Origin of the sequence: Cobetia amphilecti, assembly GCF_032923285.1 — a bacterium.
Lineage (GTDB): Bacteria > Pseudomonadota > Gammaproteobacteria > Pseudomonadales > Halomonadaceae > Cobetia > Cobetia amphilecti.
Window position 1 is genome coordinate 1,554,875 of record NZ_CP136695.1, and the last position, 14,338, is coordinate 1,569,212.

The 14,338-nt window shown below is 64.1% G+C and carries 11 protein-coding genes; all 11 read left to right on the forward strand.

The window, feature by feature from the left end; genetic code table 11:
• Positions 1-249 precede the first annotated feature (249 nt).
• The 11 genes from leuC to R1T44_RS06710 all read left to right on the forward strand — a co-directional run bounded on the left by leuC (position 250) and on the right by R1T44_RS06710 (position 14,320).
• Positions 250-1,701 (forward strand): 3-isopropylmalate dehydratase large subunit, encoded by a 1,452-nt coding sequence (gene leuC, locus R1T44_RS06660; protein ID WP_043335560.1) that lies wholly within the window; start codon positions 250-252, stop codon positions 1,699-1,701.
• Between the two features lie 11 nt (positions 1,702-1,712).
• Complete coding sequence (gene leuD / locus R1T44_RS06665; protein WP_107335256.1) at positions 1,713-2,366, forward strand: 3-isopropylmalate dehydratase small subunit; 654 nt, start codon at positions 1,713-1,715, stop codon at positions 2,364-2,366.
• A 145-nt stretch (positions 2,367-2,511) separates the two neighbouring features.
• Positions 2,512-3,594, forward strand: a complete 1,083-nt coding sequence (gene leuB, locus R1T44_RS06670) for a 3-isopropylmalate dehydrogenase (protein WP_043335563.1) — start codon at positions 2,512-2,514, stop codon at positions 3,592-3,594.
• A gap of 218 nt (positions 3,595-3,812) precedes the next feature.
• Positions 3,813-4,934: an aspartate-semialdehyde dehydrogenase gene (gene asd / locus R1T44_RS06675; RefSeq protein WP_153635326.1), complete on the forward strand. Its 1,122-nt coding sequence runs from the start codon at positions 3,813-3,815 to the stop codon at positions 4,932-4,934.
• Between the two features lie 456 nt (positions 4,935-5,390).
• Entirely contained in the window at positions 5,391-8,225 is a 2,835-nt protein-coding gene (locus R1T44_RS06680) for a type IV pilus assembly protein FimV (RefSeq protein WP_317292781.1), read from the forward strand.
• Entirely contained in the window at positions 8,225-9,331 is a 1,107-nt protein-coding gene (gene truA / locus R1T44_RS06685) for a tRNA pseudouridine(38-40) synthase TruA (RefSeq protein ID WP_153635328.1), read from the forward strand. Before R1T44_RS06680 ends, truA begins: the two co-directional genes overlap by 1 nt.
• Positions 9,332-9,353: 22 nt before the next feature.
• Positions 9,354-9,986, forward strand: a complete 633-nt coding sequence (locus tag R1T44_RS06690; protein WP_153636798.1) for a phosphoribosylanthranilate isomerase — start codon at positions 9,354-9,356, stop codon at positions 9,984-9,986.
• 304 nt (positions 9,987-10,290) lie between these two features.
• Positions 10,291-11,310 carry an acetyl-CoA carboxylase, carboxyltransferase subunit beta gene (accD, locus tag R1T44_RS06695; protein WP_043336910.1) on the forward strand — a complete coding sequence of 340 codons (1,020 nt, stop codon included), beginning with the start codon at positions 10,291-10,293 and terminating at the stop codon, positions 11,308-11,310.
• Positions 11,303-12,841, forward strand: coding sequence for a bifunctional folylpolyglutamate synthase/dihydrofolate synthase (locus R1T44_RS06700; protein WP_153635329.1), 1,539 nt, complete (start codon positions 11,303-11,305; stop codon positions 12,839-12,841). The genes accD and R1T44_RS06700 overlap by 8 nt, the downstream gene beginning before the upstream one ends.
• Positions 12,842-12,890: 49 nt before the next feature.
• The gene (locus tag R1T44_RS06705; RefSeq protein WP_286987360.1) at positions 12,891-13,595 is read left to right on the forward strand and encodes an SPOR domain-containing protein; all 705 of its coding nucleotides are present in this window, start codon (positions 12,891-12,893) and stop codon (positions 13,593-13,595) included.
• The gene (locus tag R1T44_RS06710; protein ID WP_153635331.1) at positions 13,592-14,320 is read left to right on the forward strand and encodes a CvpA family protein; all 729 of its coding nucleotides are present in this window, start codon (positions 13,592-13,594) and stop codon (positions 14,318-14,320) included. The genes R1T44_RS06705 and R1T44_RS06710 overlap by 4 nt, the downstream gene beginning before the upstream one ends.
• Positions 14,321-14,338 lie beyond the last annotated feature (18 nt).

The window sequence follows — 14,338 nt, forward strand, 5'->3', positions numbered from 1 at the left end:
GCAATGGTATTCCTTTTGGGAATCCAAAGCATGAAAAACATGAATTGCTTTTATTCATTGTCGCCGAGTACTCTTGATGGCACAGGACGCGGCGGCGATGCTGGAGCCTGCAAGCAAGTGGTCACTATCCACGGGCTCGCACGACCGCCCCGCCATCAACACTGGACGACACACCCTCATCAAGGGGCCGTTACGAGCCCCGAGGCAGCAAGCGCGCTCTTACCGTAAGGCGCCACGAGGAGACACGACATGGCTAGCCAGACCCTTTATGACAAGTTGTGGGATCAGCACCTGGTCAAGCAACGCGAAGACGGTACTGCACTCATCTACATCGACCGTCACCTGCTGCACGAAGTCACGTCGCCGCAGGCATTCGAAGGGCTGCGTCTGGCCGGTCGCAAGCCGTGGCGTCTGGATGCCAACCTGGCAACGCCGGACCACAACGTGCCGACGTCTCTCAAGGAGCGTGCTGCCGGTATCGCGGGCATCGAGGACGAGACCTCACGCATCCAGGTGCAGACCCTCGACGACAACTGCAACAGCTTCAACATCGAGCAGTTCACCATCAATGATGCGCGTCAGGGCATCGTGCACGTGGTCGGGCCGGAGCAGGGCGCAACTCTGCCGGGCATGACCGTGGTGTGTGGCGATTCCCACACCGCGACCCACGGTGCCTTCGCGGCACTGGCCCACGGGATCGGCACCTCCGAGGTCGAGCACGTGCTCGCCACCCAGTGCCTGATCCAGCGCAAGATGAAGAACATGCTGGTGCGCGTCGATGGTCGTCTCGGCACTGGCGTCACCGCCAAGGATGTCGTGCTCGCCATCATCGGTGAGATCGGCACCGCCGGCGGTACCGGCTACGCCATCGAATTCGGCGGCTCTGCCATCCAGGACATCTCCATGGAAGGCCGCATGACCATCTGCAACATGGCGATCGAAGCCGGTGCGCGGGTCGGTCTGGTCGGTGTCGATGACATCACCATCGACTATCTCTACGAGCGCCCCTATGCGCCGAACGCCCAGCAGTGGGAAGCGGCCGTCGCCGACTGGCGCAATCTGGTCTCCGATGCGGACGCCGAATTCGACAAGGTCGTGGTGCTCAAGGCCGAAGACATCGCGCCGCAGGTCACCTGGGGCACCAGCCCGGAGCAGGTCACCAGCGTCAATGGCGTGGTGCCGGACCCGGCCGCGGCCAGCGATGACACCGAAGCGCGTGGCATCACCCGTGCGCTCGAGTACATGGGCCTCAGCGCTCAGCAGAAGATCACCGACATCAAGCTGGACCGCGTGTTCATCGGTTCCTGCACCAACTCACGTATCGAGGATTTGCGTGAAGCGGCGCGCGTGGCCGAAGGCCGCACGGTCGCCAAGAGCCTCAAGCAGGCGATGGTGGTGCCGGGGTCTGGCCTGGTGAAGGCGCAGGCGGAAGCGGAAGGGCTGCACGAGATCTTCCTCGCGGCGGGCTTTGAATGGCGTGAGCCGGGCTGCTCCATGTGTCTGGCGATGAACGCCGACAAGCTGGGCGCCGGTGAGCATTGCGCGTCCACCTCCAACCGCAACTTCGAAGGCCGTCAGGGCTTCGGTGGGCGTACGCACCTCGTCAGCCCGGCCATGGCCGCCGCTGCCGCGATTGCGGGTCACTTCGTTGATGTTCGTGACTTTGCCCCCATCCCTACCAACAACACTCAAGTCGCCTGAGGAGGCCCGACATGGAAAAGTTCATTCGCCAGCAGGGCCTCGTGGCACCGCTTGATCGCGCCAACGTCGATACCGACCTGATCATCCCGAAGCAGTTTCTGAAGTCGATCAAGCGTACCGGCTTCGGGCCGAACCTCTTCGATGAGCTGCGTTATCTCGATGAGGGCTATATCGGTCAGGACATCAGCAAGCGTCCGCTGAATCCGGATTTCGTGCTCAACCAGCCGCGTTACGCGGGTGCCAGCGTATTGCTGGCGCGTCGCAACTTCGGTTGTGGTTCCTCGCGGGAACACGCGCCCTGGGCACTGACCGACTTCGGCTTCCGCGTGGTCATCGCGCCGAGCTTCGCCGATATCTTCTACAACAACTCGTTCAAGAACGGTCTGTTGTTGATTACCCTCGACGAGGACACGGTGGACCGTCTGTTCAAGGAAGCCGAGGCGGTGGAAGGATATCGTCTGGATATCGACCTCGAGGCACAGGCGGTCATCACGCCGTCCGGTGAGTCGATTCCCTTCGAGGTCGACAGCTTCCGCAAGCATTGCCTGATGGAAGGCCTGGACGATATCGGTCTGACCCTCAAGGACCAGGACGCCATCGACAGCTTCGAGAAGCGTCATCGCACCGAGCGTCCGTGGCTGTTCCGCGACGGCAAGACGGCCTGATCTGGCCAGCGTCGCGTCAGTCAGCGCCTGACATCGCAACATATTCGTCATGGCTCGCCGTCCAGAATGGCGGCGAGCCCAGTCTCAGCACCGACGGTGAACCGTCGGTCTCGCCGGAAGACTTCCGGCCCAAGGAGAGTTCCAGATGAGCCGCAATATCCTGATTCTGCCCGGTGATGGCATTGGCCCGGAAATCACTGCCGAAGCCGTGAAGATCCTTGAAGCCGCCCGCAGCGAAGGTCTGGACATCACGCTGAGCGAAGGCAAGGTCGGTGGTGCAGGGTATGACGCGGCCGGCCACCCGCTGCCGGCGGAAACGCTGGAGGCGGCCAAGGCGGCGGACGCCATCCTGCTCGGCGCAGTCGGCGGCCCGCAGTGGGACAAGCTCGAGGACATCTCGCTGCGTCCGGAACGCGGCCTGCTGGGGCTGCGCAAGGAGCTTGAGCTGTTCGCCAATCTGCGTCCGGCGATTCTCTACCCGCAGCTGGCCGAGGCCTCCAGCCTCAAGCCGGAAGTGGTGTCCGGTCTGGACATCATGATCGTGCGTGAGCTGACCGGTGGCATCTACTTCGGTCAGCCGCGTGGCATCGAGACGCGTGATGGCCAGCAGGTCGGTTACAACACCTACGTCTACTCCGAGTCCGAGATCGAGCGCATCGGTCGCACCGCCTTCGAGATGGCGCAGAAGCGCAACAAGAAGCTGTGCAGCGTCGACAAGGCCAACGTGCTGGAAGTCACCATGCTGTGGCGTGACGTGATGGAGCGCATCTCCGCCGACTACCCGGATGTCGAGCTGTCGCACATGTACGTCGACAATGCCGCCATGCAGCTGGTGCGTGCTCCGAAGCAGTTCGACGTGGTGGTCACCGGCAACATGTTCGGCGACATCCTGTCGGATGAGGCCGCCATGTTGACCGGCTCCATCGGCATGCTGCCGTCCGCCTCGCTGAATGCGGGTGGTCAGGGCATGTATGAGCCGTGCCACGGCAGCGCGCCGGACATCGCGGGTCAGGGCATCGCCAACCCGCTGGCGACCATCCTGTCGGTGGCCATGATGCTGCGCTACTCGCTCAACGAAGCCGCCTGGGCCGAGCGCATCGAGAAGGCGGTCGGCGTGGTGCTGGATGAAGGGCTGCGCACTGCCGACATCGCCTACGCCGGGACGCGCAAGGTCTCCACCTCCGAGATGGGCGATGCCGTGCTGGCCGCCTTCAAGGCCCAGGCGTAAGGCAAGACCCGCGTGAACGCCGCCAGCCAGCGGCGTTCTCGCGATGATCATGGGGGAGCTCGGCGTGCGTCGCCGGGTTCTCATGTCAGGACCTGCGGCTGGAGCGTTGGGCAAGGCTCGCCTCGTGTGAGTTGCCTGTGCTCGCTGCGGGTCATTCCTGTGTCGGGAGCGGTGGTGTCTTCCATGCTCCCGGCCGTGCATGAACAAGGAGAACAAGCATGTTGAAAGTCGGATTTGTCGGTTGGCGTGGCATGGTCGGTTCCGTGCTGATGCAACGCATGCGTGATGACAACGATTTCGCCGGTATCGAGCCGGTATTCTTCTCCACCTCCCAGGTCGGTCAGGCCGGTCCTGACGTGGGCACGCCGGTGCCGGCGCTCAAGGATGCCAATGACATCAATGAGCTGAAGGCGCTGGATGTCATCGTCACCTGTCAGGGCGGCGACTACACCAAGCAGGTGTTCGGCCCGCTGCGTGAAGCCGGCTGGAAGGGCGACTGGATCGATGCGGCCTCCACCCTGCGCATGGACAAGGACGCCGTGCTGGTGCTGGACCCGGTCAACCGTCATGTGATCGACCAGAAGATCGGCGCCGGTGCCAACACCTTCGTCGGCGGCAACTGCACCGTCAGCCTGATGCTGATGGGCCTGGGTGGCCTGTTCGAGGCCGGCATGGTCGAGTGGATGACCTCCATGAGCTACCAGGCGGCGTCCGGCAGCGGTGCGCGCCACATGCGTGAGCTGCTGACCCAGATGGGCCAGCTCAATGGCAGCGTGGCCTCCGAGCTTGCGGACCCGGCCAGTGCCATCCTCGACATCGACCGCAAGGTGACCGCCACCATGCGCGGCCATGACTTCGCGACCCAGCAGTTCGGTGCGCCGCTGGCCGGCTCGCTGCTGCCGTGGATCGATTCCGCGATGGAATCCGGTCAGACCCGCGAGGAGTGGAAGGCCGGTGTCGAGGCCAACAAGATTCTCGACAGTCAGGGCAACCCGATCATGATCGACGGGCTGTGCGTGCGTATCGGTGCGATGCGTTCCCACTCCCAGGCCTTCACCGTCAAGCTCAAGCAGGACGTGCCGCTGGACGAGATCGAAGACCGCCTGGCCAAGCACAATGACTGGGTCAAGGTCGTCGCCAACACCAAGGAAGACAGCCTCAAGCACCTGACGCCGGCCGCTGCGACCGGCACCCTGACCGTGCCGGTCGGCCGTCTGCGCAAGCTGGCGATGGGTGGCGAATACCTGTCCGCCTTCAGTGTCGGTGACCAGCTGCTGTGGGGGGCCGCGGAGCCGCTCAAGCGCATGCTGACCATCCTGCGTGAACATCGCGCAGCCTGATCGCACTGTGTAGCAGCATGTCGTCGGGTTCATTGCGAGCCTGACCTGAAAGCGCCCTCGGCTCTCTGGAGTCGAGGGCGTTTCTCTTTTGCACGTTACGTCATGGAAGGTCGGTGATTTCAGGTAAGAGATAGGTCACTGATGTCACGGCGAGTACCAGATATCTCAGTCTTTCCTGCGCATTTTTTGCGATTTTGACTGGCGCTTTTGATGCATGATGGCAGGGAGGTGTTTTTTACGGGTATCGTAAAGGGGATATCGTCGAGCTGGTCACTCGCGATATGACGCCTCTGCGGCCTTTATCGATCGTGGGCCGTCACTCTATCGTTGAAACTTTTTCCACTTTGCCAATGGCTTCCCGCACTCTTGGGACGGACTCTCTGGTATCTTGTGTAAGTATACGTAACATAATGCGCAGGCCGGGCAATGATTCGGCCGCATACGAAGGGACACTCAATGGGACGCAAGCTTCCTCTCGCACTGGCGGTGTCGTTCGCCGTCTACAGTGCTCAGGCCTTGGCAGTCGGCATGGAATCGCCGCGGTTGCGCTCGAATCTGAATCAGCCACTGGACGCGCGCATCGGCCTCACGGATACCTCGGGCCTCGATGCCAGCCTCATCAAGGCCGGCGTTGCCGATTCTGCCGCCTTTACGCGAGCGGGCGTCGATCGCAGCTATGTCAGCGATGACATCAAGGTTGCCGTCAAGCAGCAGGGTGGGCGCTACTACCTCCAGCTGTCCACCAATGGCGCGGTACGTGAGCCCTATGTGGACCTGCTGCTGGATGTCGAATGGCCCAATGGCAAGCTGCAGCGTCAGGTGACCCTGTTGTTCGATCCGGCGGGCTATTCGAGTCAGCCGTCATTGGTGACACCTGCCGGCGCGCGCTCGCGCCCGCTGGCCACCAACGATTCCTCGCCGACGCGTTCCGTGGTGTTCCGCGACAATGCCCAGCCCAGCCAGGCTGCCTCGCGCAGTGCGTCATCCAGCACACCGCCGTCCAGCATCAAGGTGCGCAACGGTGATTCGCTGTGGACGATCGCGCGTCGCGTGCGTCCGGATGCCAGTGTCAGCATCCGTCAGGCGATGCTGGCGATTCAGGAAGCCAACCCCAGGGCCTTCCCGGGCGGCAACATCAACAAGCTGCGTGCGGGAGTGGTGCTGAGCGTGCCGGACCGCAGCACCATGTTGGGACGTTCGCGTACCGAGGCCGACAAGGAAGTGCGTCAGCAGTATCAGCAGTGGGTCGCGGGCGCGCAGGGCAAGACCGTGCCGGCTCCCGCCAGCAAGAAAACCGCTGCGGCCAGCACATCGAACGAGCCTTCCGCCAGTGCTGCGCCTGCGGCCACAGCCGCACCGAGCGGGCCCGCCAGCGCGGGTGCCGATGGCAAGCCGCGTCTGACGCTGCTGGATGAAGACGGCAGCAAGCCCAAGGCGGCAGCAGCCAGTGGTCAGATCTCCGCGGGTAGTCAGCAGGCGATCGATGAACTGTCCGATCGCCTCGAGTCGCTGGAAGATCAGCTGCTGACCAATCAGCAGCGCCTCGATCAGCTGGAGCAGGAGCGTGATGACCTGCGCAGTGAAGTGGCCTCCCTGCGCAACGAAGTCGGTGAGCTGCGAGCGTCGCTGGCAGAGCGTACCGAACAGCTCGAGACGGCCAAGGTGCTGCTCGCCAAACAGAATCGTCTGCTCGTCAACAGCGGCATCTCGCCGTTGGCGTTGCCGGAAAGCCTGATCGCCGCCGGGGTGGACCTCGGTCAGCCGCGCGACGGCGAGGGCAATCTGGTGTTGCCCAAGCAGCCGTGGCCCCAGGCGACCTGGCAGTGGGTGCAGGACAACCTGGCCATCGTCGGCGGGGCGGCCGGGGCATTGCTGCTTCTGTTGCTGCTGCTGTTGCGTCGCCGCTCCGGTTCCGGGGGGGATGAGAACATGAGCTTTGCCGATGCGGTCCGCGGCAATGAAGAGCCCGACCAGGACAAGCCACGCGTCTTCCCGGATACCTTTGCGGCCTCGACTGCCGCTGCCGCCGCGGGTCACAAGTCATCCGCGTCTGAAGATGCCAACGTGGCGGCGCGCCGGGGTTCCGGTAGCCTCGAGCCGCTCTCCCAGCCGGAAGCGGCTGCGATCAGCGAGGCGGACATCTTCATCGCCTACGGCCGCTTCGATCAGGCCCAGGCCCTGCTGGAAGCCGGTCTGGTGGAAGATCCCGCACGCCAGGACCTGCGCCTCAAGCTGATGGGAGTCCATGGCGAGCTTGGCAACGCCGAAGCCCTGCATCATGAAGGTGAGCAGGTGCTGGCGGCCGGCAATGAGGAAGAGCGTTTCGAGGCTCAGGCGCTGCTGGATCGCTACAGTGTCTCAAGCAGTGCGCTGCGTGCTGTCGCAGGCGGCGGTGCGAGTCAGGTGGGGCGCAAGGTCTCCTATCTGTCAGGAGTGGCAAGTCAGCAGGCGGCAGCGCCTCGCGCGCCGCTTGAAGGTCGCGACAAGACCGATGATGCGGCTCATGGCCCGGCAGATGCATCCGCCACGGGCTCTGACGCCTCCCTTGATGACCAGGAAGATGCCGGCGCGCTGTCTGACAGCGAACCGCATGCCAGTGACGGCGTGAGCGAACCGCTGGTCGAGCATGCTCCCGATCAAGGCGTCGCGTTCGAACCGGGCCTCAAGGGCGAGGACCTCGAGAAGGCGCCCGTGCGTGAGAGCCACTTCAACAGCGACAACGTGATCGATTACCAGGCGCCGGAATTGACGCTGGGGGATGCTGGTCACGCTGATGGTGAGAAGGGCGCTGATACCGAGGCATCCAAGGCGGCGGATAGCGCGCTCAAGGGCGAGTCCGTCGAGTTTACCTCGCTGCGTGAAGAGCTGGATGACCACTCCGCGATTGAGAACGGCGCCGCAAGTGAAGGCAGCGCTGCGAGCCGGAAGCCGTATCAGGCGTCCAGCAAGCCATCAGCCGCTGTCGATGGCATGGACGAGCTGCCGTCACTGGATAGCATGACGCTGGAAGAGGTGGACGTGCCGCGGCGTGATATCTCGGAATTCGAGGTCGAGGAAGTGGCGTTCGAGTCTGGGGATCAGGATAATGCCTATCCCTCTGTCGAGTCGGCAGGGTTTGGGGCTGGCGCCCAGGATACCGTGGCATTCCAACAGCTCGAGGAAGCCCGTCAGTTGTTGGTGGATGGCGATGATGATCAGGCGGCTGCGCTGCTTGAGCCGCTCTCTACTGCCAGTGATGACATGGTCCGTGAAGAGGCGCTGGCGTTGATGGAGCGCTTTGGTCTGACCTGATGCCCTTTTTTACACCGTTGGATGATAACGAGAAACGCCCGGGGCGCATTGCTCTGGGCGTTGAATATGATGGCACCCGCTATTGTGGCTGGCAGCGTCTGAGCCACGCCCCCTCCGTGCAGGAAGCGCTCGAGAAGGCCTTGTCCAAGGTCGCCTCCACGCCGATTACCGTGCATTGCAGTGGCCGCACCGATTCCGGTGTGCATGCCGTGCGTCAGGTCGTGCATTTCGATACCCCCGTGGGCCGCAGTCGCAAGGCCTGGCGCATGGGCGGTAACGTCAACCTTCCCCCCGATATCGGGATTCATTGGGCCGTGCCGGTGCCCGATGATTTCCACGCGCGTTTCAGCGCCATCGCCCGTCGCTATCGCTACATGATCATCAACCAGCCGTTTCGGCCGGTGATGGAGCGCAACAATGTCACCTGGTGTCGCGAGCCGCTCAATGTCGCCGACATGCAGGCCGCGGCGGCGCATCTGGTAGGTGAGCTGGATTTCTCGGCGTTCCGCGCCGCAGGCTGTCAGTCGCGCTCGCCGCGCCGCCACGTGCACTTCATTGAAGTCAGTCGCCATGGCCATATCGTCATGATCGATATCCAGGCCAATGCCTTCCTGCATCACATGGTGCGCAATATCGCGGGCACCTTGATGGCCATCGGGCGTGGCGAGAAGCCTGTCGAGTGGATCGTCGAGCTGATGCGCGGAGGAGATCGCACGCGCTCGAGCGCGACGGCAGCGGCGACAGGGCTTCACTTCGTCGATGTCATCTATCCGCCGCGCTATGCGCTGCCCAAGGAACCCCTGGGCCCTGGTCTGGTCGCACATCTTGGCGAGTGGACGGGCGAGCGCCCGTTGCCGGACTGCCCGATGGTGCGCTCACGCATGGCGCGTGCCGAGGCCGAGGGTGCCGAAGAGGCGCGCGCGGCAGGCAAGCTCAGTGAGCAGGAGGCCATCCGGCTGGGCAACGTGGCCCGTGAAGCCGAGCGCCTCAGTCGCGAGCATGAACAAGCGATTCCTGCGGCAGGCGATCCTGCGGCAGGCGTTCCTGCGGCAGGCGCCGAGGATGACACGCTGACGACTGCCACCCAGAATGAATCCTCACGTTGAACGGAGTGATCCCATGACCGAGATGAGCGCTCGAGCGAGCCAGCGTACCCGGATCAAGATCTGTGGTTTGACGCGAGAGCAGGATATCCGCGACGCCGTGGCAGCAGGGGCCGATGCGCTGGGCTTCGTGCTGTGGCCGGGCAGCAAGCGTGCGGTGGATGTGGCGCGGCTGGCCGAGCTTGCCGCGTGCGTGCCGGCCTTCGTGACGCGGGTCGGCCTGTTCGTGGATGCCAGCGCCGAAGAGATTGCCGCGGCGGCGCCACATCTCGATCTGCTTCAGTTGCATGGCAATGAGACGCCGGAGCAGTGCCGGGCGGCAGGGCGGCCCTATATCAAGGCGTTGCGCATGCGTGACGGGATCGATCTCGCCGCGCAGGCGGCGCGCTACCATGACGCGCGTGGCCTGTTGCTGGATGCCTATCGTCCCGGCGTGCCCGGTGGCACCGGCGAGACCTTCGACTGGTCGCGCATCCCGGCCGATCTGCCGCTGCCGGTCATCCTGGCCGGTGGTCTCGAGTCAGGCAATGTCGCCGCGGCGGTGGCGCAGGTCGCCCCTTACGCGGTCGATGTCTCCGGCGGTGTGGAAGCCGCGCCCGGCGAGAAGAGTGCCGAGCGCATGCAGGCATTCTGTCAGGCAGTCCGCCAGCAGCGCTGATTTGCCGGCACGCGTTGTGGCCCTTGCACTGCTTTCGTCCCAAGCGGCGAGGGCCGCAACGCTCAATTGGCATCTCGCACTACCCGCAAGGGGGGCGAAGCCGCTACAATGACCCCCAGAATTCGGAAAAGTGGCCGTACGACCAATGGGTTGCACGGTCTTTTCCATTGGCACTGCCCTGTGATGGTAGCTGCCCGCCATATTGCCGGGGGCGTGAACGCCCTGGAATATGTGCCAACTCGCATGGCCGCCGACAGTCGTCGAGCGGTGCCCAGAACAGCAGCAAAACGGAAGCCTCCCCACCATGAGCTGGCTTGACAAGATTGTGCCGTCAATGAGCCGTATCCAACGCAAGGATCGGCGTACCTCCATTCCTGACGGCCTGTGGCGTAAATGCCCCAAGTGCGAAGCAGTCCTGTACCTTCCGGAGCTGACCAAGCACGACAACGTCTGCCCGAAGTGTGACCACCACCTGCGTCTCACTGCGCGTGCGCGTCTGTCCTGGTTCCTCGACAGCGAAGGCCGCGAGGAAATCGCGGCGGATCTCGAGCCGGTCGATCGCCTCAAGTTCCGCGACTCCAAGAAGTACAAGGATCGCCTGAGTGCTGCCCAGAAGCAGACCTCCGAGAAGGATGCGCTGGTCGCCATGCGCGGTGCGCTCTCCGGTCAGCCGGTCGTGGCCGTGGCCTTCGAGTTCAGCTTCATGGGTGGCTCCATGGGTGCCATCGTCGGCGAGAAGTTCGTGCGTGCAGCAGAGCTTGCGCTGGCCGAGAACATCCCGCTGGTCTGCTTCGCCGCCTCCGGTGGTGCTCGCATGCAGGAAGCCTTGTTCTCCCTGATGCAGATGGCCAAGACCTCCGCGGCGCTTGAAAAGCTCAAGCAGGCTGGCGTGCCGTACATCAGCGTGCTGACCGATCCGGTCTTCGGTGGCGTCTCTGCGTCGCTGGCGATGCTGGGTGACCTGAATGTCGCCGAGCCGAACGCCCTGATCGGCTTTGCCGGTCCGCGTGTCATCGAGCAGACCGTGCGTGAGAAGCTGCCGGAAGGCTTCCAGCGCTCCGAGTTCCTGCTCGAGCATGGCGCCGTCGACATGATCATCCACCGCCGCGAGATGCGTGAGCGCCTGTCCAGCATCCTGCTCAAGCTGCAGGGCATGCCGGTCAACGCCGCCAATCTGCCGGTCGCGGATGCGGTCGTCGAAGAAGAATCCGTCGAGGCGGATGCGACTGTCGAAGCACCGGCCGAGCCGCGCTCCGCCGTGGACAGCGTGCTCGACGAGACCTTCACCAGCGAGAAGCCGCAAGGCGAACGTCGCGATGGCTGAGCAGGGCTCCGCCCCGGCAAGCTGCAGCACCGATGAGGTGCTGCAGTCTTCCTCACTCCCTCCGCTGAATGCCGCTTCGTGGCAGCTTTCCCCCCTGCATGATGCCGTGCCGCGTGGCCTCTCGCTGGATGAGTGGCTGACGCGTCTCGAGCATCAGCACCCCGTCAGTATCGATATGGGCCTTGCCCGAGTGCTGTGCGTGGCCAGGCGCCTCGGTCTGGTCGGGGCGGGTGCGCGTCGGCTCGGTGGCCGCATCATTACCGTGGCGGGCACCAACGGCAAGGGCTCGACGGTTGCCATGCTCGAGGCGCTGGGGCGTGCCCACGGGCTGAGCACCGCCACCTATACCTCTCCGCACCTGCTGCATTACAACGAGCGTCTGAGCTTCAATGGTCACGACGTCAGTGATGCGGCATTGGTCACGGCCTTCGAGCAGGTCGATTCCGCGCGCCACTCCGGGCTGTCGGCCAGTGGTGAGCCGGTGGATGACGAGGGCGTGATCAGCCTGACCTACTTCGAGGCCGGCACGTTGGCCGGGCTATGGCTGATCGCTCAGCAGCAGCCGCAGCTCGCGATTCTGGAAGTTGGCCTGGGTGGGCGTCTGGACGCAGTCAACATCATCGATTGTGATGTCGCGATGATCATCACGGTCGCACAGGATCATGCCGCGTTTCTTGGCACCGACCTCGAGAACATCGGCTTCGAGAAGGCCGGGATTCTGCGCGCCGGCAAGCCGGCCGTGTTCGGCTCGGATGTGCTGCCGTCCAGTTGCGCGGAACATGCTCGCTCGCTGGGTGTCACGCCGCAGGTGCTATGGCAGGACTTTCGCTGGCAGGTCGCGGCTGATCTTGTGAATGGCAGTGTGAATGGCAGTGTGAATGGCAGTGTGAATGGCAGTGTGGATGGCAGCACGGACCATTCGGCTACCTCGCAATGGCAATGGCAGCGCCTGTCAGCGCCGGCACTGACGTTCGATGCGCTGCCAGACCCGGGCTTGCCGCGGGACAATGCGGCCAGTGCGCTGAATGCGCTGGTCGAGGCCGGTATCGAGCTCAACGCCGAATGCGTGCAGCAGGCCATGGCGAGAGTCAAGCTCAAGGGGCGCATGCAATGGCTGAGCCGTCACGGGCGTGACTGGTGTCTGGATGTCGGCCATAACCCGCATGCCGCGAGTTATCTGGCCAGTCGTCTTGCCGCTCATGACCTGCGTTGCGCGCGGGATCCTGCCACTCGGCCGCGGCGGGCGTTGCTCGCCATGCTGGGCGACAAGGATGCCGCTGGCGTGATTCAGGCGCTGGCACCGGTGGTGGACGGCTTCGTCGTCGCCACCCTGGATGGCGAGCGTAGCCGCCAGGCCAGTGAGCTTGCCGCCGTGGTCCGCCACTGTGGTGGTGAGGTGCTGGCAGAGTGCGAGACGGTCACCGCTGCAGCCGAATGGTTGGCACGCGAGACGAGCGCTGGAGAAGTATTGGTCTGTGGTTCCTTCTTCACGGTCGGTGAAGCATTGATGTGGCTCGGCGCCCAGGCCTGATGCAGGCCGGCGGCGGGTCCGGGATTTCGGGTGCAAGGGAGATGTCACAATGAAATATGGCAAACGCGAGCGAATCAGCGGTGCGGTCATCCTGCTGGCGTTGGGGGTGATCTTCATCCCGATGCTCTTCGATGAGCCGCCGGCCCGTGATGAGCGCCCGAGTCCGGTGATGACGCTTGGCAAGCCGGTGGATATCGATCGCTCCAACGTCGATGAGCCGCAGCCGCCCAGCGAGCTGAAGATCGGCACGGATGTGCCGATCACCTTCGTCGACAGCAACGGCAAGGTGCGTGACAGTGACCCGGGTGCTGGCAGTGACAACGGTTCCGAGTCCCAAGGCCGTGTCGCCGAGGCCGAGCAATTGTCGCCGACCCGCTCTGTGGCCAGCAGCGAGCCGCAGTCAAAGCCAAAGCCGGAACCGAAACCGAAACCGGAACCGGAACCGGAACCCGCTGCCAAGCCCGCGCCCAAGCCTGAACCGAAGCCTGCGGTTGCCTCGAATGCGCCGTCGTCTTCCGCCGGTGGCTGGGCCGTGCAGGTCGGCAGCTTCGGTGACCCGGCCAATGCCGAGCGTCTCCAGAAGGAGCTGCAGGGCAAGGGTTTCGCGGCATACCGGATCCCGCGTGGCAGCAAGTTGACCGTTGTCTTCGTCGGCCCGTACAAGTCTTCCGAGATCGGTGAGTCCGCACGCTCGCGCTTGCAGCAGCAGGTCAATATCAAGGGCCTGCTGGTACGACGCAAGGAGGGTGAGTGAACGAGCTGGTCTGGATCGATTGGCTATGTCTGGGCCTGATCGGTATCTCGGTACTGCTGGGGCTGATGCGGGGTCTGCTCAGCGAGGCCCTGGGCCTGGCGGGCTGGCTGGTGGCACTGGTCGCGGCACGCCAGTTCGGCGCCGAGGTGGGTGGCCTGCTCGAAGAGATGATCGTCTCGCCGGGCATCCGCACCGCGGTCGGCTTCGTGCTGGTGGTGATCGTGAGCGTACTGATCTGGGGGCTGATGTTGCGCCTGCTGGAACGCTTGATTCATGCGGTCGGCATGGGCGGCTTCAATCGTCTGCTCGGCGGTGTGTTCGGCGCCTTGCGCGCGGCGGTCATACTGGTGCTGATCACCGCCGTGGTGGGGCTGACGCCCCTGCGTGACAGCGCCGACTGGCAGGCCGCCCAGTTGCGGCCGACGCTTGAGCAGCTGCGCGACTGGTCGTTGGCTCGCTATCGTGAATGGGATACGGGCGGTGACTGGGGCCAGAGCGTGTCGCTGCCGGATTCCACCAGCGGCAACCGGCTCAAGCAGCAGGCCAGCGGTCTGATCGAAAGCGCCCAGCGAGAAGGGCGTGCGTTGAGCGACAGCCTCAGCCAGCAGGCGCTGCAGTCGTTCACGCGCCAGGATGCCACGCAGGGCCAGCCCTCGCTGGAGGCGTTGCTCAGGGGCAGCACCGCTGGCGAGGCCGCAAGCCGCAACGCGGGTGGTGAGCAGTGACAGGCAGGATTTTCAGCG

Excerpts from the sequence above, each read along its gene's own strand:
- leuC (WP_043335560.1), top strand. The coding sequence starts at position 250 with ATGGCTAGCCAGACCCTTTATGACAAGTTGTGGGATCAGCACCTGGTC.
- leuD (WP_107335256.1), top strand. The coding sequence starts at position 1,713 with ATGGAAAAGTTCATTCGCCAGCAGGGCCTCGTGGCACCGCTTGATCGC.
- leuB (WP_043335563.1), top strand. The coding sequence starts at position 2,512 with ATGAGCCGCAATATCCTGATTCTGCCCGGTGATGGCATTGGCCCGGAA.
- asd (WP_153635326.1), top strand. The coding sequence starts at position 3,813 with ATGTTGAAAGTCGGATTTGTCGGTTGGCGTGGCATGGTCGGTTCCGTG.
- R1T44_RS06680 (WP_317292781.1), top strand. The coding sequence starts at position 5,391 with ATGGGACGCAAGCTTCCTCTCGCACTGGCGGTGTCGTTCGCCGTCTAC.
- truA (WP_153635328.1), top strand. The coding sequence starts at position 8,225 with ATGCCCTTTTTTACACCGTTGGATGATAACGAGAAACGCCCGGGGCGC.
- R1T44_RS06690 (WP_153636798.1), top strand. The coding sequence starts at position 9,354 with ATGAGCGCTCGAGCGAGCCAGCGTACCCGGATCAAGATCTGTGGTTTG.
- accD (WP_043336910.1), top strand. The coding sequence starts at position 10,291 with ATGAGCTGGCTTGACAAGATTGTGCCGTCAATGAGCCGTATCCAACGC.
- R1T44_RS06700 (WP_153635329.1), top strand. The coding sequence starts at position 11,303 with ATGGCTGAGCAGGGCTCCGCCCCGGCAAGCTGCAGCACCGATGAGGTG.
- R1T44_RS06705 (WP_286987360.1), top strand. The coding sequence starts at position 12,891 with ATGAAATATGGCAAACGCGAGCGAATCAGCGGTGCGGTCATCCTGCTG.